At 65.9% G+C, this 16,400-nt stretch carries 16 protein-coding genes, 1 tRNA gene and 1 pseudogene; 12 read left to right on the top strand and 6 right to left on the bottom strand.

Translation table 11 applies throughout. The features are described 5' to 3' along the window. Window positions 1-293: 293 nt before the first annotated feature. Window positions 294-1,772, bottom strand: a complete 1,479-nt coding sequence (locus SBP01_RS18875) for an amino acid permease (RefSeq protein ID WP_320536902.1) — start codon at window positions 1,770-1,772, stop codon at window positions 294-296. A 95-nt stretch (window positions 1,773-1,867) separates the two neighbouring features. Here SBP01_RS18875 and SBP01_RS18870 point away from each other — a divergent pair, with 95 nt between their 5' ends. Further along, the gene (locus SBP01_RS18870; RefSeq protein ID WP_320536900.1) at window positions 1,868-2,404 is read left to right on the top strand and encodes a GNAT family N-acetyltransferase; all 537 of its coding nucleotides are present in this window, start codon (window positions 1,868-1,870) and stop codon (window positions 2,402-2,404) included. Window positions 2,405-2,532: 128 nt separating this feature from the next. Continuing rightward, window positions 2,533-2,829 (top strand): hypothetical protein, encoded by a 297-nt coding sequence (locus tag SBP01_RS18865; RefSeq protein ID WP_320536899.1) that lies wholly within the window; start codon window positions 2,533-2,535, stop codon window positions 2,827-2,829. A gap of 149 nt (window positions 2,830-2,978) precedes the next feature. On the opposite strand, the gene SBP01_RS18860 is transcribed toward SBP01_RS18865, so the two are convergent. The 3 genes from SBP01_RS18860 to rraA all read right to left on the bottom strand — a co-directional run bounded on the left by SBP01_RS18860 (window position 2,979) and on the right by rraA (window position 6,965). Next, on the bottom strand, window positions 2,979-4,418 hold the full coding sequence (locus SBP01_RS18860; protein ID WP_320536898.1) for a sugar porter family MFS transporter: 1,440 nt from the start codon (window positions 4,416-4,418) through the stop codon (window positions 2,979-2,981). A 215-nt stretch (window positions 4,419-4,633) separates the two neighbouring features. After that, window positions 4,634-6,295, bottom strand: coding sequence for an MDR family MFS transporter (locus tag SBP01_RS18855; protein ID WP_275216317.1), 1,662 nt, complete (start codon window positions 6,293-6,295; stop codon window positions 4,634-4,636). Between the two features lie 175 nt (window positions 6,296-6,470). After that, on the bottom strand, window positions 6,471-6,965 hold the full coding sequence (gene rraA, locus SBP01_RS18850) for a ribonuclease E activity regulator RraA (RefSeq protein ID WP_275216319.1): 495 nt from the start codon (window positions 6,963-6,965) through the stop codon (window positions 6,471-6,473). 132 nt (window positions 6,966-7,097) lie between these two features. On the opposite strand from rraA, the gene SBP01_RS18845 reads away from it, so the two are divergent. From SBP01_RS18845 to SBP01_RS18820, 6 genes are all read left to right on the top strand, one after another. Beyond that, a complete protein-coding gene (locus SBP01_RS18845; protein WP_320536897.1) occupies window positions 7,098-8,396 on the top strand; it encodes an MFS transporter in 1,299 nt (432 codons plus the stop codon). A 135-nt stretch (window positions 8,397-8,531) separates the two neighbouring features. Then, window positions 8,532-9,140: a TetR/AcrR family transcriptional regulator gene (locus SBP01_RS18840; RefSeq protein WP_275216321.1), complete on the top strand. Its 609-nt coding sequence runs from the start codon at window positions 8,532-8,534 to the stop codon at window positions 9,138-9,140. A 290-nt stretch (window positions 9,141-9,430) separates the two neighbouring features. Then, window positions 9,431-10,630: an NADP-dependent malic enzyme gene (locus tag SBP01_RS18835; RefSeq protein WP_275216322.1), complete on the top strand. Its 1,200-nt coding sequence runs from the start codon at window positions 9,431-9,433 to the stop codon at window positions 10,628-10,630. A 140-nt stretch (window positions 10,631-10,770) separates the two neighbouring features. Further along, entirely contained in the window at window positions 10,771-11,271 is a 501-nt protein-coding gene (locus SBP01_RS18830; protein ID WP_320536896.1) for a DUF456 domain-containing protein, read from the top strand. Window positions 11,272-11,304: 33 nt separating this feature from the next. Then, entirely contained in the window at window positions 11,305-12,270 is a 966-nt protein-coding gene (locus SBP01_RS18825; RefSeq protein ID WP_275216324.1) for a hypothetical protein, read from the top strand. Window positions 12,271-12,324: 54 nt separating this feature from the next. Next, on the top strand, window positions 12,325-12,684 hold the full coding sequence (locus SBP01_RS18820) for a nuclear transport factor 2 family protein (protein WP_275216325.1): 360 nt from the start codon (window positions 12,325-12,327) through the stop codon (window positions 12,682-12,684). Between the two features lie 10 nt (window positions 12,685-12,694). Here the strand turns inward: SBP01_RS18820 and SBP01_RS18815 are convergent, their stop codons facing one another. Next, the gene (locus SBP01_RS18815; protein WP_320536895.1) at window positions 12,695-13,348 is read right to left on the bottom strand and encodes a LysE family translocator; all 654 of its coding nucleotides are present in this window, start codon (window positions 13,346-13,348) and stop codon (window positions 12,695-12,697) included. Window positions 13,349-13,452: 104 nt separating this feature from the next. On the opposite strand from SBP01_RS18815, the gene SBP01_RS18810 reads away from it, so the two are divergent. Beyond that, on the top strand, window positions 13,453-13,908 hold the full coding sequence (locus SBP01_RS18810) for an Lrp/AsnC family transcriptional regulator (protein ID WP_275216327.1): 456 nt from the start codon (window positions 13,453-13,455) through the stop codon (window positions 13,906-13,908). A gap of 120 nt (window positions 13,909-14,028) precedes the next feature. Here the strand turns inward: SBP01_RS18810 and SBP01_RS18805 are convergent, their stop codons facing one another. After that, on the bottom strand, window positions 14,029-14,487 hold the full coding sequence (locus SBP01_RS18805; RefSeq protein WP_275216334.1) for an Lrp/AsnC family transcriptional regulator: 459 nt from the start codon (window positions 14,485-14,487) through the stop codon (window positions 14,029-14,031). Window positions 14,488-14,909: 422 nt separating this feature from the next. Between SBP01_RS18805 and gluQRS the strand changes: the two genes are divergently transcribed. The 3 genes and pseudogenes from gluQRS to SBP01_RS18790 all read left to right on the top strand — a co-directional run bounded on the left by gluQRS (window position 14,910) and on the right by SBP01_RS18790 (window position 16,371). Next, window positions 14,910-15,791 (top strand): tRNA glutamyl-Q(34) synthetase GluQRS, encoded by an 882-nt coding sequence (gluQRS, locus tag SBP01_RS18800; protein ID WP_320536894.1) that lies wholly within the window; start codon window positions 14,910-14,912, stop codon window positions 15,789-15,791. Between the two features lie 132 nt (window positions 15,792-15,923). After that, window positions 15,924-16,243: pseudogene (locus SBP01_RS18795) on the top strand (Hsp20/alpha crystallin family protein). A 55-nt stretch (window positions 16,244-16,298) separates the two neighbouring features. After that, a tRNA-Lys gene (locus tag SBP01_RS18790) sits at window positions 16,299-16,371 on the top strand. Window positions 16,372-16,400 lie beyond the last annotated feature (29 nt).

Here is a 16,400-nt window from a genome sequence, read left to right as displayed (position 1 = left end):
GGGTTTCTCCGAAACGCTGGCGCACTTAAGCGCACGACGGCGGCACTCACCTTGAGTGCCGCCGGCGGCTTCGTTTCTGTCTGACGTGGAGGGTCTAGTCCGCGGGAGGCGCGCCGTGGATTGCTGAGGAGCCGGCGCTGCCAAGTACCGGGTACGGCAAACCCTCTCCCGCCAAGCCGGTGGGAGAGGGTTTGCCGAAAACCCACATTAAGTGAGGGGGCGTCGCCGGAAAACCCGCATCAAGTGAGAGAGCGTCCGGGGTGGGGGTGGGTGGGAGGGTAGGGCCGGTGGGGTCAGGCCGGCTGGTTGGCAGCGGCGGCGGCGGAGGTTTCAGCCTCGGCCATTGCCTTCCACTCGGCCACGCGGGCCTGGTGCAGCGGTGTCCTCCGGACCAGGGCATAGGCCCCGCCCAGCACCGCGAACCACACCGGAGTCACCAGCAGCGCCGTCAGTGTGTCCGGCTGCGTGGTCAGCGCCCAAAGCAGGAACGCGAAGAACGCGAAGACCACCCACACCATGGGAATCCCGCCGGGCATCTTGAAGGTGGATGCACTGGCCAGCTCCGGCCGGCGCTTCCGGAAGGCGAGGTAGCTGGCGAGGATGATGGACCACACGAACATAAAGCAGACGGCGGAGACGGTGGTGACCATGTCGAACGCCACGCCAACGTCCTTGCCCGCGTAGAGCAGGGCGACGCCGGCGAGCAGCAGCACGCAGGACAGGAACAGGGCGTTCTGCGGAACCTTGCGGCTCGAGAGGCGGCCGAAAAGCTTGGGGGCGTCACCGTCCTGGGCGAGCCCGAACACCATGCGGGAGGTGGAGTAGATGCCGGAGTTGGCGGAGGACATCGCGGACGTCAGCACCACCAGGTTGACCACCATCGCGGCCATGCCCAGGCCGGCGAGGGAGAACATGCCGATGAACGGGCTGTGGCCGGCCTGGAACTCGGTCCACGGCGTAACGGACATCAGGATGATGAGGGCGCCTACGTAGAACAGCATCACGCGCAGGGGAATGGCATTGATGGCGCGGGGCAGGTTGTGCTCCGGGTTCTTGGTTTCGGCGGCGGCGGTTCCCACGAGCTCAATGCCCACAAATGCGAAAACGGCGATCTGGAAGCCGGCCACGAAGCCCATGAACTCCTTGGGGAAGAAACCGCCATGGCTCCACAGGTTGGTGAAGCTTGCCGTGCCGGCGTTGGAGGTGAAGCCGGTGAAGATCATCACCAGGCCCACCACGATCAGCGCAACGATGGCAACAATCTTGATGAGCGCGAACCAGAACTCGGTTTCACCGAACGCTTTGACGGTGGGCAGGTTGAGCAGCAGCAGGATCACGATGGTGGCGATGCCGGGGACCCACAGCTGGATGCCGGGCCACAGTTCGTTGGCGTAGCCGGCGATCGCAATCACGTCAGCAACGCCCGTCACCACCCAGCAGAACCAGTAGGTCCAGCCGGTGAAGAACCCGGCCCAGGGGCCCAGCAGATCGCCGGCGAAGTCGCTGAAGGACTTGTAGTTCAGGTTGGACAGCAGCAGTTGGCCCATGGCGCGCATGACGAAGAACAGCATGAAGCCGATGATCATGTACACAAAAATCACGGACGGGCCGGCCACGGAAATGGTCTTGCCGGAGCCCATGAACAGGCCGGTGCCTATCGCGCCGCCAATGGCCAGGAGCTGGATGTGCCGGTTGCTCAGCGAGCGTGAAAGGTGGGGCTCGCTGTCCCGGCTGGAGGCAGTTCTCTGCCCCGTGGTTGTCTGGTCAGACATGTGCAAAATCCTTCGGATGGTCCGCCGGTAAGGGTGACGGCGGTTACAAAATCAGCTGTACCACCGTACACCGGCGGCTATGGAATGCTGGTGGCGTGACCCGGAACCCAGATGCGCCCACCGTTTTACTGACTGCCGAAGTCGACGGCGGGACCTTCCGCCTCCGCCACGCCTCGCCCGCGGACCTGCCTGCCATTGTTGCGCTGCTGGCAGATGACGCCATGGGCGCCGCCCGTGAAGCGGGCGAGGACATGGCGCCTTACGAGCGCGCGTTTGCAGCGATCGACGCCGACCCGTCCCACCTGCTGGTTGTTGGCGAGTTGGTGCCGCCGGGAACAGCCGGATCCGGCAGCGGTGAAGGCACCGTGGTGGCCACGTTCCAGCTGAGTTTCCTGCCCGGCATCTCACGGCACGGCGCTTGGCGCGCCCAGATCGAAGCGGTCCGCGTGGCCGGAAGTCTCCGCGGCCGGGGCTTCGGGAACCTGATGGTGCGGTGGGCAATCGGGGAGTCCCGGCGTCGTGGGTGCACACTGATACAGCTGACCACGCACAAGTCCCGGACGGCCGCACACCGGTTTTACGAGCGCCTGGGCTTTGACGCGAGCCACGAGGGCATGAAGCTCACGCTCTGACCGGGGCGGGAATGCCGCCCGCGGCTCTCGCCGCCTCTTGACGCTTCCGGGTGCGCGGCGTAAACAAGCCTCTATCTATCCGTTCGCAGGCTGCCTTGGTGGTAGGCCTGTCCGACAAAGGAGTCGTTATGGCGGTCGCAATAGTCATGGAGTTCGAGGGTACGGGTCTTGAGCAATATGACCAGGTCAACAGGTTGATGGGGCTCACGCCGGGCGGACCCGGCCCCGCCGGATCCCTCTCCCATTGGGCGACCATGACAGAGAAGGGCCTGCAGGTCACCGACGTCTGGGAGTCCCGTGAGAAGTTCGATGCCTTTGCCCGGGACAAGATGGGCCCCCTCACTGCGGAGGCCGGTTTCGCCGGGCCGCCGAAGATGACTTTCCACGAGGTGCACAACTACTTCACTGCCGGGAACGGCGCCTGAAATCGATCTTACGACGGCGCGTGGCCACCTCAGGCGGCCACGCATCCCCGCGTCAAGTGAGAGAGCGTCGCCAAAAAACGCGCATTAAGTGAGAGAGCGTCGGAGGGGGCCGGGGGGAGGGGGGAAGGCGGGGGCACCGCAGCCGCCCGTCAGGCCTTCCTGGAACCCTTCGGCACAAACAGCGTCTCGGCCTGCTCCAGCGACATCCCGTTGGTTTCCGGCACTTTGAACATCACAAAGAAGAACGACGCCGCGGCGAACAGCGCGTACATGGCGTAGGTCAGAGGCAGCGATGCGGCGGCCATCACGGGGAAGCTGAGGGTGATGGCAAAGTTGGCCACCCACTGCGCGGCGGCGGCCAGGCCAAGGGCGCGGGCGCGGATCCGGGACGGGAAAATCTCGCCCAGCAGGACCCACACCAAGGGCCCCCAGGAGGCGCCGAAGCTGACCACAAAGACGTTGGCGGCCACGAGGGCAACCGGACCCCAGGCCCCGGGCAGTGAGATCTCCGAGCCGGAACCTACGGCCGAGGAGAAGGCCAGCGCCATGGTGCCCAGTGAGACCGCCATGCCGATGGAGCCGGCAAGCAGAATGGGGCGGCGGCCGATCCGGTCCACAAGGGCGATGGCTACGAGGGTCACCAGGATGTTGGTGACGGATGTGGCCACGGAGATGGTGAGCGAGTCCTTTTCCTGGAAGCCCACGGCCTTCCACAGGGTGGTGGAGTAGTAGAAGATCACGTTGATGCCCACGAACTGCTGCAGGACGGAGAGGATGATGCCCACCCAGACCACGGCCTGCAAGCCGAACGTTTTGCCACGCAGCGAGCCCTTCTGGCCGGCCACCTTGTCCTCGTCGATGGCGTCCCGGATCTCGCGGATATGCCGGTCCGCTTCCTCCGGCGCGACGATCGAGTTGAAGACTTTCCGGGCCTCGTCCTCCTTGCCCTGGAACACCAGGAACCGCGGGGATTCAGGCAGCGTGTAGGCGATCACGCCGTAGACCACTGCGGGAACGGCGGCGGCAAGGAACATCCAGCGCCAGGCTTCCATGCCCAGCCAGAACGCCTGGTCCGCGCCGCCGGCAGTGGTGGCAAACAGCGCGTCAGAGAGCAGCGCGGCGAAGATACCCGTGGTGATGGCCAGCTGCTGCAGCGAGGCCAGCCTGCCGCGGACCTGCCGCGGCGAGATCTCGGAAATGTAGGCAGGCGCGATCACGGAGGCCAGGCCGATGCCCAGGCCGCCAACCAGCCGCCAGAAGATCAGGTCCCAAACGCCGAACGCGAAGCCGGTCCCGATCGCGCTGACCAGGAACAGCAAAGCACCAAGCTTCATCGCGGGGATGCGGCCGTAGCGGTCCGCGACCTTTCCGGCGAGGAAGGCGCCGGCAGCGCAGCCCAGCAGGGCAATGGCCACCGCGAACCCCGTCACGGCCTCGGAGAGCGCGAACTCATCCTTGATCGCATCCACGGCGCCGTTCACCACGGAGGAATCGAAACCGAACAGGAAGCCGCCCACCGCCCCCGCTAGTGCCAGCCAAATCACCCGCTGCGGTATTTTGGCGGATGTCTGCTCCTGGACCGTGGGCATGCTGCTCCCTGCATTGGGGGTGGGTGGTGGCGGTGCGGACATCGTCGGCCGGAGTGCCGGCCCAGCTGGCCGGCGCACGCGCGCTACACAGTGTGGCACGCCACCGCCCAACGTTCCACTTAGAAACCCGTGCAGGGCCAAAGCAGAGACGACGACGGCGGGCGGCCCGCCGTCGTCGTCCTCCGTTCTGGAATCCCAGATTCAGCGCACCGGAGTCAGTGCGCTGCCACCGCAGCTGCGTCTGCCCGCGGCGCTGCCTTCGGGTCCGTGAGTTTCTTGTTCGGCAGCGCGAAGCTGATGAGGAAGGCGATGCCGGTCAGGACCGCGGCAGTGAGCATAACGGCGTCGATCGCGTAGGAGAACCCCTCGGTGATGGGGCGGGTGAGCACGCTGTTGGCGGAGTGCAGCCAGCTGGTGTCGTTCAGCGAATCGTTCGACCCGCCGTTCTGGAAGAACTCGTACAGCTTGGCGTTGGCGGGGTCCGTGGCAACCGCCGGATCTTTCAGGACAGCCTGGTAGTCGGCGCTGGACATGGCCGACTTCATGCTGTCCGCGATCCGGCTGGCCGCAACGCTGAACAGCATGGAGATGAACACGGCCGTACCCACCGCGCCGCCCATGGAACGGAAGAATGCCGCGGACGAGGTGCCCACGCCCATGTCCTTCGGGGGCACGGAAACCTGCATGGCGAGGGTCAGGGGCTGCATGCAGAAACCCAGACCCATGCCGAAGAACACCGCGATCACGCCCGGAACCCAGAGGCCGGTGTCCACCCCGAGGGACAGGCCCATGGTCACCGCGGCAACGGTCAGGATGCCCGTGCCCAGAATGGGAAAGATCCGGTAGGTGCCCGACGCCGAGATGGTCCGGCCGGCCGTGATGGAGCCGAACAGGATGCCCACCGTGAAGGTGATCATCATCAGGCCGGCCTCGGTGGGGGTCAGCCCCTTGACCAGCTGCAGGTACATCGGAAGCATGGCGATCGCCCCGAACATGCCGATGCCGATGATGAAGTTCAGCAGCGAGGACAGCCCGAACGTGGTGTTGCGGAAGAGCCGGAGCGGGATCAGGGCGTAGTCGCCGGCGCGCTTTTCGGCGAGCAGGAACAGGGCGATGCCCGCAACTCCCAGCCCGTAGCAGAGGAACGCGTTCAGCGAGGCCCAGCCCCAGCTGCGCCCCTGCTCGGCCACCAGCAGCAGCGGCACGATGGCCAGGGTGATGGCCGCCGCGCCCCAGTAGTCGATCTTCTGCTTCACGTGTTTGGCCGGCAGGTGCAGGAACAGGAACACCACCGTCAGCGCCGCGATGCCAATGGGGAGGTTGATGAAGAACACCCAGCGCCAGCCGTCAAAGCCCAGGATGTTCGCGGAGCCGGCGAACGCGCCGCCCACCACCGGGCCCAGGACCGAGGAGATGCCGAACACGGACATGAAGTAGCCCTGGTATTTGGCCCGGTCCTTCAGGGACACAATGTCGCCGATGATGGTCAGCGCGAGGGCCAGCAGGCCGCCGGCGCCCAGGCCCTGCACGCCGCGGGCGATGGCCAGTTCCGTCATCGAGTGCACCGAGCCGGCATACAGCGAACCGGCCAGGAAGATCACGATGGCGGTCAGGTACAGCGGGCGGCGGCCGAAGATGTCGCTCAGCTTGCCATAGAGCGGTGTGCTGACGGTGGACGTGATGAGGTACGCCGTGGTGGCCCAGGCCTGAAGGGACAGCCCGTCGAGGTCGTTAGCGATGGTGTAGATCGAGGTGGACACGATGGTCTGGTCAAGGGATGCCAGGAACATGCCCAGCATCAGACCCACCATCACGGTGACGACCTGACGCGGAGTCAGGGTTTCGCCGGCGGCACGCACGGCGGATGTTTTGGACATGGCTTCTCCAGGAAAGGAAATGGCTGAATTAAGCTTGATAGTTGCTTTCAGTAACTATGTTACTTCCCTGGTTGTTCCCGGGATCCCATTTTTTCCTGGCGTCCCCATCGAGGGGCGACATCCCGGCGCTAAGCCGGCCCCATAGCGCCGGGACCTCGCCTCCCGATGCGGGAACCTAACGCTCCACGAGGATGCCGTCCGGATCGCACCAGACCATCACACCGGGACGGAACGTGACGCCGTCGAGCACTACATCCACGTCAACTTCGCCGGCGCTGGCCTTGGCGCTCTTGCGCGGGTTGCTGCCCAGCGCCTTCACGCCCAGGTCCAGCCCTGCGATGGCCGCACGGTCGCGGATGGCGCCATTAATCACGACGCCGGCCCACCCGTTGGTGACGGCGCTTTCGGCGATCATGTCCCCCATCAGGGCCGTGCCCAGGGAGCCGCCGCCGTCCACCACCAGGACCGCGCCGTTGCCCGGGGTGGCCAGTGTGGACTTCACCAGGCCGTTGTCCTGGAAGCAGCGGATGGTCCGGACGGGGCCGCTGAAGTGGGAACGCCCGCCCAGGGACTGAAACTGGAGGGAAACGGACGCGAGTTCATCGCCGCGCTCGTCGTACAGATCAGCGGTGTTGACTGTGGGGCGGGGGCTCGGTGCCGGTGCGTTCATTGGGTCTCCATAAGTCCGGTGCGTCATGTTCGGGCCGCCACAGTGCCCGGTTTTGACATGTGACAAGCGGTGTAATGAAGCCCACGATAGTCTGATTTTCAGCATCACCAACCGTTCCAGGGGGAACCAGCCATGAGCCTGCCCGACACACCCGCAGCAGCGGATCCCAGCCCGGCGACAGGTTCCGGAACGGAAAGGTCGACGGCGGCGCTCGCCGAGCCCACGCAAAGGGTCACCGCACGCTGGGTGACCGGGCTGGTGCTGGTCAACGTTGGCATCAACGCCGCGTTCTTCGGCCCGATCAACGTCTTTATCGCCGAGCAGGCCATTGGCATCGACGAAACCAACAAGGAAGCCATCGCCTCCCTCGTGCTGGGGTGTGGCGCCGCCGTATCCCTGGTGGCCAATCCGCTGTTCGGGGCGCTGTCCGATCGGACGGTCTCGGGTTTCGGCCGGCGTTCCCCCTGGGTCCTGGCAGGTGCCGTCCTGGCCGCCGCTGCCTTGCTGGCAATGTCCGGGGCCACGGCCGTTGCCCTCATGGTGCTGTTCTGGTGCCTGGTCCAACTGGGCGCCAATGCCGCCTACGCCGCCATCACCGCCGCCGTCCCGGACCGGGTGCCGGTGCCGCAGCGCGGCGGTGTCGGGGGACTGGCCGCCCTGGGCCAGACGGCGGGCATCCTCCTGGGTGCAGTCTTCGGGGCGGTGGTTTCAGGAAACTTCATGGTGGGGTACACCATGTGCGCGGCCGCCCTGCTGTTCTCCGTGCTGCCATACCTGTTCCACCGGAATGACCCGCCGCTGCCCAGGGAGCTTCGGCCGCCGTTCTCGTGGGGCAGCTTCCTCCGTGGCTTCTGGATCAGCCCGGCCCGCCACCCGGACTTCGCCTGGGCCTGGCTCACCCGCTTCCTGGTCAACGTCTGCAACCAGCTGACCATTGTGTACCTGATCTTTTTCCTCGGGGACATCCTCAAGCTGGAGAACCCGGCGCTGGGAGTCCTGATCCTGACCGGCATTTATGCGGTGTTGGTGATGGTTACTGCGGTGATTGCGGGGCCATGGAGCGACCGGGTGGGCAAGCGCAAGCCCTTTGTGATCGCCTCCTCCGTCATGATCGCCATGGCCGGCCTCACCATGGCGTTCTTCCCCGTGTGGACCGGCGCCCTGGTGGGGGCCGCCATCCTGGGCATCGGCTTCGGCGCCTACCAGGCTGTTGACTTTGCGCTGCTGACGCAGGTGCTGCCGCAGGCTGCCGACCGCGGCAAGGATATGGGGGTCATTAACGTGGCCGCCTCGTTGCCGCAGGTCTTCGCGACCGGCCTCGCGTTCCTCGCGGTGAGGTACTTCGGCGGGTACGTCACGTTATTCGTAGCCGCGGCTGTCATTGGGCTGCTGGGCGCCGTGTTCGTGGTCAAGATCAAGGGCGTGGACTGAGCTGCCGTGGCCCCGCCCCATCCGGAACGGCCTGCCCTAACAGGCCCGTGCCGTATAGTTGACGCCGACTGCAGGGCGCCCGGGATGGGGGAACAACCGGCCGCTGCACCGCAAATTCACTACCCCGGAATGCTGATGCCCGAGACCCTTCCCGACCATCCGCCCATGGCCGCCCGGCCCGCTACTCCCCGCCAGAGGCTGCGCTACGCACGCGTCCTCGAATCCGCCGGAGGGTTTGCCCGCAAGGGCCTGGAGTCCGTGGACCTCGCGGAAATCTCGGAAAAATCGGGCGTCCCGCTGGGCACCCTTTACCGGTATTTCCCTTCACCCACCCACCTCATGCTGTCCCTGTACCGCCAGCAGCTGGATGAGCTCCAGGCCAGGGCCCGCACGTCGGCAGCCAGTTTCGGCGGCCGCGCGCTCACCGGCGTGGTGATGGAAATCTTCCACATGCGGGTGATGCAGCCGGCGGTCGAACAGTGCCTGGGCCGCAGCGTGTACCTCAAGGGCAGGGACACCACGGAGCTCCTGCAGGAGATTGACGAGTTGAGCGAAAAAGCGGTGGCCATAGCCTCCGACGACGCCGTGGCGGCCCGCGTGCTCCTGCTGACAGTCACTGGTCTGGTCCAGTCCGTCCGCAACCGCCGCCTCTCGCTGTTTGAAGCCGAAGAGGACCTGAAGAAGGCCTGCACCCTGCTCGCGCCGGTGTCATCGAATACCCGCGCCGCGCACCGATCCGCGTAACTGGTCTAGACCGGTAAGCGATTAAATACGCCTTTATGGCGTGATGTAAATCACAAAAACGGCTGATAAATCGTTTTGGCGCCGCCCGAGCCGCGTGACGCTGCCTTTTTCGTCCATCGGCGCTGTTTACTATTGCAATACCGGAGTGGCTGGCAACCCGCAGCTGCAAGGACTTCACCCCGGACCCGTCACCCTTGGGTCCGCGAAGTGCCGAACCCCACCATCTTGAGCCTCCCTGCGCTTGAGCCATTCTGCGCCGTACGCCACGGCTAGCCCCAGGAGACAATGAAGTGTCCATTGACGCAATTGCCACGACCGACAATTCAGCAGCCACTGCCCTGACCGAAGCTGAGATCTTCGACGCCCACCAGGGCGGCAAGCTCTCGGTCACCAGCACGGTCCCGCTTGCCAACAAGCGCGACCTTTCCATCGCCTACACCCCCGGTGTGGCCGATGTCAGCCGGGCCATCCACAACAACCCGGAGCTCGCCAAGACCCTTACCTGGGCGCAGCGCCTGGTGGTAGTGGTCAGCGACGGCACCGCGGTGCTCGGCCTGGGCAACATCGGCGCCAGCGCCTCACTGCCGGTCATGGAGGGCAAGTCCGCCCTCTTCAAGACCTTCGGCGAGCTGGACTCCATTCCCCTGGTCCTGAACACCACCGACGTTGACGAGATTGTGGAAACCCTCGTCCGGCTCCGCCCCAGCTTCGGCGCCGTGAACCTCGAGGACATTTCCGCCCCGCGCTGCTTCGAGCTGGAAGAAAAGCTGATTGAGGCGCTGGACTGCCCGGTCATGCACGATGACCAGCACGGCACCGCAGTAGTGGTTCTCGCCGCCCTGACCAACGCCGCCAAGGTCACCGGCCGCGAACTCGAGGGCCTCCGCGTAGTGGTCTCCGGCGCCGGTGCTGCAGGCATCGCCGTCGCCGAAATCCTGCTCACCGCGGGAATCGAAGATGTTGTCCTGCTCGACTCCAAGGGCGTCATCAACCGTGACCGGGCGGACATCGCCGCCGACGCGCAGAGCAAGAAGTCAGAGATGGCCCAGCGCAGCAACCCGCGCGGCGTCACCGGCGGACCGGGCGACGCGCTGCTCGGCGCCGACGTGTTCATCGGCGTCTCCTCCTCGAAGCTGGACGAGGAACACCTGAAGCTGATGAACACCGACTCCATCGTGTTCGCGCTCTCCAACCCGGACCCCGAAGTCCTCCCCGAGGTGGCGTCCAAGTACGCCGCCGTGGTGGCCACCGGCCGCAGCGACTTCCCGAACCAGATCAACAACGTGCTGGCATTCCCCGGCATCTTCCGCGGCGCGCTGGACGCCGGCGCCCGCCGGATCACGCCCGCCATGAAGCTTGCCGCGGCACGCGCCATCGCGGAACTGGCCGAAGGGGACCTGTCCGTGAACTACATCGTGCCCAGCCCGCTGGACCCGCGCGTCGCCCCGGCAGTAACTGCCGCCGTCGCCGCCGCCGTGGAAGCCGAGTAGCCTCAGCCGCCACCCGCTGACCTGACGCCCGACGGCGGTGCCTCCTCTCGAAGGGAGGCGCCGCCGTCGGGCGTTAAGGCGCACTAGCGGGCGGGAACGCGGTGCCGGTTGCCGGGTCCCGCCGCCCTAAACTGGGGCTCATGAACTCCGAAACCGTTGTAAGCACCCTCTGCGGCGTTGCCATTCTGGTGGGCGTGGCCGGCACCATCATCCCGGTGCTTCCCGGCAGCTTCCTGATCGGCCTGAGCCTGCTGGCGTGGGCCATCTGGGGCGGTGCGGGATCGCTGGGCTGGGTGATCTTTGCGGTGGGAATGGTCTTTGTGGTGGCCGGCATGTCGGCCAGCGCCGTACTGACCGGCCGGAAGCTCAAGCAGCACGGCATCCCCAGCCGGAGCGTGGTGGTGGGCCTGGTCGCGGGCGTGATCGGGATGTTCATCATCCCCGTGGTGGGGCTCTTCATTGGCTTCGCGGCAGGGCTGCTCCTGAGCGAACTGAGCCGCACGCGGGAGATCCACACCGCAGCCACCACCAGCTGGGCCGCCTTGAAGGCCACGGGCCTGGGCATGCTCGCGGAGTTTGGCCTGGCCTGCCTGGCCGCCAGCACCTGGGTGATCGGACTCTGGATCGCCGCGGTTACCTAGGGTCCGCGGAGGCCATCCACGTAGCATGGAGGAATGACCGTGGGGGATGCCAGAGGGCCGATCTACCGGGACACCCGTGACCTGACACCATTCGGCAATGTGCAGCTGCGGACCCCCGTCCGGGAACTGGCCGGCAGCGTGGGCGGGCTGATCCACGGCGTTCTGGGCGGGCGCGATACCGCGCTCCTCGCCGTGGACGGGGATGTCCCCAGGCTCAAGCTGATGCCGGGCAGGGCGGCCAAAGCTGTCCATCACGCCATCTTCAACAGCAAGGAACCCGAACGGCTCATCGTCCTAGGCCGCACCTACCCGGGCTGGGCCGGGCTTTGTTCCGTCATGGCGGGCCTTCTGACTTACCAGCACGGCGGATACCTGCGCGCTTCCGAACTCCTGCAGCGCGGCCTGTCCATCAGGAACGACGACGACGCCAACCAGTACGCGGCCACGTACCTGACGCGGGTGGTCACCCGGGTGGAGGTTGCCGAACGCGTCGAAGTCCCGGTGCTGTTCGGCCAGGAATCCGTCTTCCTGGCCTTGTCGCACTCCCTGCGGGAAACCGGGCAGCTGGAAGCGGCGCTGCAGACGGTCACCGGGTTGCCGCCGTCGTTGCCCTCAGCCCTGGCCCGGTGCGCGCTGGCGTGCGCGCTGGGGCGGGACAAGGAAGTGGTGATCTGGACCGAGGGCCTGCTCAATTCCGATGATCTGTCGGCCGCGCTGCTGCTGCTCCGCGGCCGCGCACTGCGGCGTCTCGGGGCCCACGCGAAGGCGCAGGAGGTGCTCCAGGAGGTGCTCCGCCGCCGCAAGACGGACCCTGTGCTCCGCAACGACGCCCTGACGGACCGTGCCCTGCTGGTGCTGGACAACGGCCGGAGGTCCCTCAACCCGCGGGACTGGCTGCGGGGCCGTCCTGCGGAACTGGAGACCTTCGAGGTGATCCGCAAGGATGTGGACGCGCGCAGGCTGTGGGAGCAGGAGTGGGAGAACCTGGACGGGAAATGAGCCTCGCGCGCCGGACGCCTTGTGGGCTGCCTGCGCCGGGGGTACAACGGAGGCATGAGCGACGCAGTCCGGACCTGGATGGAAAAGTACATTGCGGCGTGGGAGACCAACGAACCCGACGATATCCGCGCGCTGTTCACCGAGGACGCCGTCTACGCTACCCGGCCGGAGGACAAGGACCCCTGGCGGGGCCGCGAGCAGATTGTGGACCGCTGGCTGAAGGCGCGGGATGAGCCCGAGGAATGGACCTTTGAGTGGACCCTGCTGGGCATCGACGGCGGCCTGGCCTTCGTGCAGGGCTTCACGCACTACTTGGGCGACCGGCCCAGCTACGACAACCTGTGGGTGATCCGGCTGGAGCCTGACGGTCGGGCGTCCCGGTTCACCGAGTGGTTTATGGAGCGCGGCGTTTAGGAAGCCGGCGTCAGGACTGCTGCGCCAGACCGGCCATCAGCGGGGCAACCTGCTCAGCCAGGAGTACCGCGCCGAGGAGAACCATGATGACCCCGCTGGCCAGCGTGACTGCGCGGGCGGCGCCGGGGCGGGACTTCAGGAGTTTGCGGGCCAGGAGCGCGACGCAGGTGTAAACGATTCCGGCCAGCAGGACAAACGTCAGGCCCAGCAACCCGGACTGGACCGGCAGCGGAAGGGTGGCTTCCGGGCTGACGAACTGCGGTACCAGCGCCACGTAGAACAGCAGGCCCTTGGGGTTGATGCCGCTGGTGCCCATGCCCTGGAGGAAGGTCCGGAGTTGGTTCACGGGCTTCCCTGCCGCGTCTGCAGCACTGAAGGAGGCCCCGCGCCAGGAACGGAGGGTGCTGATGCCCAGCCACAGGAGGTACGCCGCTCCGGCCACCGTCAGCCAGCCGAGGAGGCCGGGCAGGCCGGACAGGAGGGCCGCCAGTCCCACCACCATCAGTAGGGTGTGGAGGACATAGCCGCCGCAAAGTCCCGCAACGGCCGGAACAAAGCTGCGCTGCCGCAGGCCCGCGCTGATGGAATAGGCCCAGTCCACGCCGGGAGTGCAGGCGAGGGCGGCGGCCACCAGCACAAAGGCGAAAAATAACTGGGGATTCATGACGGGCTCCTGTCCAATATCTACAGCACAAACCCTACGAACTTTGCCGCCATAAGTGCTTACCTATTTAGCCGTCTTCGGACAGAAAACGGTAAGATTATTGCGTGATTGACCATATCGACAGAAACATTTTGCGCTATCTCAAAGAGGATGGCCGGATGACTGCCACGGCGCTGGCCGCGAAGGTGGGTTTGACGGTGGCGCCGTGCCACCGGAGGCTGCGGGACCTTGAAGCGTCCGGAGTGATCCGCGGCTACAAGGCGGACATCGATCCGGCCGCCGTCGGACTGGGTTTCGAGGCGATCGTCTTTGTCACCTTGCGCCAAGTGGACCGCTCCACCATGGAGATCTTTGAAAACCGCGTAGCCGACACCCCGAACATCGTGGAGGCGCAGCGGCTCTTCGGGTCACCGGACTACCTGCTGAAGGTTATCGCCGAGGACCTCCCGGCGTATCAGCGCTTCTACGACGCCGAACTCACTTCACTTCCGGGGGTGGAGCGGCTGACGTCCACGCTGGTGATGAAAAACCTCAAGGCCAACGCGGGGCCGCCGGTGTAGGAGGCCGGTGTAGAGAGCCGGCGTAAACAGCAGCGCGGGCTTCGTGCGCGGGCGGCACGTGGACGACGGCGGAACCGTTTTTGGCCGCCCGGTTCCTTTCCGCCGCATCCACGGCAGGGCTTAGCTCTTCAGCAGCCCGGTGGTCCGGTAAGGGATAACCTCGCGCAGGAACATGCTGGTGGACGTGCGGACGATCCCCGGGCAGAGGCGGATTTCCTCGGACACCCTGTACAGATCATCCGGGCTGGTTGCCACCACGCGGATCACCAGGTCGGTGTCACCGGCGGGAGCGTGGCACTCGAGGACCTCGGGGATCTCGCGGAGTGCGGCGATGGCTTCATTGAGATGGCTTTGGTCAAGCTCGGCGCTCACTGCCGCCGCCACCCCGCGGCCCAGGGCGGACGGCAGCACGCGGCTGCTGTTCGGGCGGAGCGCGCCCGAGGCGCTCATCCGCTCCAGACGTGATTGCACGGTGCCGCGGGCCAGGCCCAGGCGTTGCGCCAAGACCATGATGGGGAGCCGGGGGTCCTCGTCGAGGGCGCTGAGGATCCGTTTGTCGGTGATGTCCAGTTGCTGCAATGTGATCACTCCCTGCTGGTGACAGCGGCATATATTGATCAGTCTGACTACTCATCATTATGCCTGTTGTGCCAACTGCATGGCGTCTGCTCAAATAGTGGCAACAAAGCAGTGCGAGGCTACCGCCGGCACCGCTGGCTTACAGGAACCCCGGCACACCACCCGGAATCTGGACAATGCCTCCCGCACGGAGGCCGCCGCTGATGACACTTGTTCACACCACGGTCATCCTGCAAACACGACAAGAGCCCCTGAACTCCCGGGCGCCGGATCTCCCGGCGTCATCGGTAGCTGAGGGGCTCTTGTGTTTTCCTGGCTGCGACAAAGGCTCTTACCGCTACGCGGGGTCACTTCCGGTCCCATGGGAGCCCCGCATCGGGCGTGACGTGACCCCCGGTTATCCCTGTGCGTAGGGTTGCTATATGAATCGAGCCGGACGCTTTGCCCCCAGCCCCTCCGGTGAACTCCATGTTGGCAACCTCCGTACCGCCATTCTTGCCTGGCTGTTCGCCCGATCCACAGGCCGGGACTTCCTGCTTCGTGTTGAGGACCTGGACCGTGCGCGTGCCGGTGCGGAAGCTGAGCAGCTCCGCGATCTGGCGGCCATCGGCGTGACGTGGGACGGCGCCGTCGTGCGCCAGACGGACCGCGGCGAGGTGTACGGCGAGGCCATTGCGCGGCTGACCGCAGCGGGCCTCACGTATGAGTGCTTCTGCACGCGCCGCGAAATCCAGGAGGCGCCCTCCGCTCCGCACGCACCGCAAGGCGCCTACCCCGGCACGTGCCGCAACCTTGATCCGGCCGAGGTTGAGTTCAGGCGCTCCAACCGGCCCGCGGCCATCAGGCTGCGGGCGGAGGTAGCGGAGTACACCGTGCGGGACGTGCTGCACGGGGAATTCACCGGTGTGGTGGATGATTTCGTCCTGCGCCGCAACGACGGCGTGACCGCGTACAACCTCGCGGTGGTGGTGGATGATGCCGCCCAGGGCATAGATCAAGTGGTGCGGGGAGATGACCTGCTCTCCTCCACGCCGCGGCAGGCCTATCTTTCGTCCCTCCTGCATATGCCCGTTCCGGAATATGCGCACGTACCGCTGGTAGTGAATGCCGACGGCGCCCGGCTGGCCAAGCGCGACGGTGCGGTGACGCTGGCCGATCTGTCCCGCGAAGGAGTCGCCGCTGCGGGAGTCCGCGATCTTATCCTGCAGTCCCTGGGGCTGCCGGGCGGGACTTTGGAATCTGCGCTCTCCGCGTTCCGGACGCTGGATCTTCCCCGCGAGCCTTGGGTGTGGCGGCGCCTCTAGGTCCCCTGAGAATCGGGGAAAATCTTCAGTCACCTCTTGATGAGTGGTTAAAGCGGTGGTAAAAAATCTATACCAGCCAATATAGATCGGCTGGGGGAATGTGGTGGCCCATCTCTGACGAGGAGGGAAGTCATGTTGATGCAAACCGATCCGTTCCGCGAGCTGGACAGGCTGGCCCAACAGGTCCTCGGTACGGCTGCGCGGCCGGCGGCGATGCCCATGGATGCGTGGCGGGAGGACCAGGCATTCATGGTGGCTTTTGACCTGCTGCGGAGCGGCCGCGCGGGGTATTCAGCCGCCAACTGATCCTCGGCGCGGCGCTGGACACGGAGAAAATTAAGGCATCCTACGACGACGGCGTCCTGACTCTTCGGATTCCGGTCAAGGAGACGGCCAAAGCGCGCAGGATCCCAGTGGAAGCCAGGGAGGCCCACCGCCGGATTGCCGCGTAGCTCCAGGCACGGCGGCCCCCCGGTATCGACGGGGGCCGCCTCGCCAGGGCGAAATGCACCTGTAGCTCAGCTGGCAGAGCAGCGGACTTTTAATCCACGGGTCGTGGGTTCGAATCCCACCGGGTGCACAATGGCGCCTCATCGATGGCGCTCCACG

This window comes from Pseudarthrobacter sp. IC2-21 (genome assembly GCF_034048115.1).
Classification (GTDB): Bacteria; Actinomycetota; Actinomycetes; order Actinomycetales; family Micrococcaceae; genus Arthrobacter; species Arthrobacter naphthalenicus.
This window is presented reverse-complemented; position numbering and strand designations above follow the sequence as displayed.

Coding starts and splice junctions, on each gene's coding strand:
- SBP01_RS18875 (WP_320536902.1), bottom strand. CDS start 1,772: ATGTCTGACCAGACAACCACGGGGCAGAGAACTGCCTCCAGCCGGGAC.
- SBP01_RS18840 (WP_275216321.1), top strand. CDS start 8,532: ATGCCCGAGACCCTTCCCGACCATCCGCCCATGGCCGCCCGGCCCGCT.
- SBP01_RS18820 (WP_275216325.1), top strand. CDS start 12,325: ATGAGCGACGCAGTCCGGACCTGGATGGAAAAGTACATTGCGGCGTGG.
- SBP01_RS18865 (WP_320536899.1), top strand. CDS start 2,533: ATGGCGGTCGCAATAGTCATGGAGTTCGAGGGTACGGGTCTTGAGCAA.
- SBP01_RS18855 (WP_275216317.1), bottom strand. CDS start 6,295: ATGTCCAAAACATCCGCCGTGCGTGCCGCCGGCGAAACCCTGACTCCG.
- SBP01_RS18825 (WP_275216324.1), top strand. CDS start 11,305: ATGACCGTGGGGGATGCCAGAGGGCCGATCTACCGGGACACCCGTGAC.
- SBP01_RS18860 (WP_320536898.1), bottom strand. CDS start 4,418: ATGCCCACGGTCCAGGAGCAGACATCCGCCAAAATACCGCAGCGGGTG.
- SBP01_RS18815 (WP_320536895.1), bottom strand. CDS start 13,348: ATGAATCCCCAGTTATTTTTCGCCTTTGTGCTGGTGGCCGCCGCCCTC.
- rraA (WP_275216319.1), bottom strand. CDS start 6,965: ATGAACGCACCGGCACCGAGCCCCCGCCCCACAGTCAACACCGCTGAT.
- SBP01_RS18830 (WP_320536896.1), top strand. CDS start 10,771: ATGAACTCCGAAACCGTTGTAAGCACCCTCTGCGGCGTTGCCATTCTG.
- gluQRS (WP_320536894.1), top strand. CDS start 14,910: ATGAATCGAGCCGGACGCTTTGCCCCCAGCCCCTCCGGTGAACTCCAT.
- SBP01_RS18845 (WP_320536897.1), top strand. CDS start 7,098: ATGAGCCTGCCCGACACACCCGCAGCAGCGGATCCCAGCCCGGCGACA.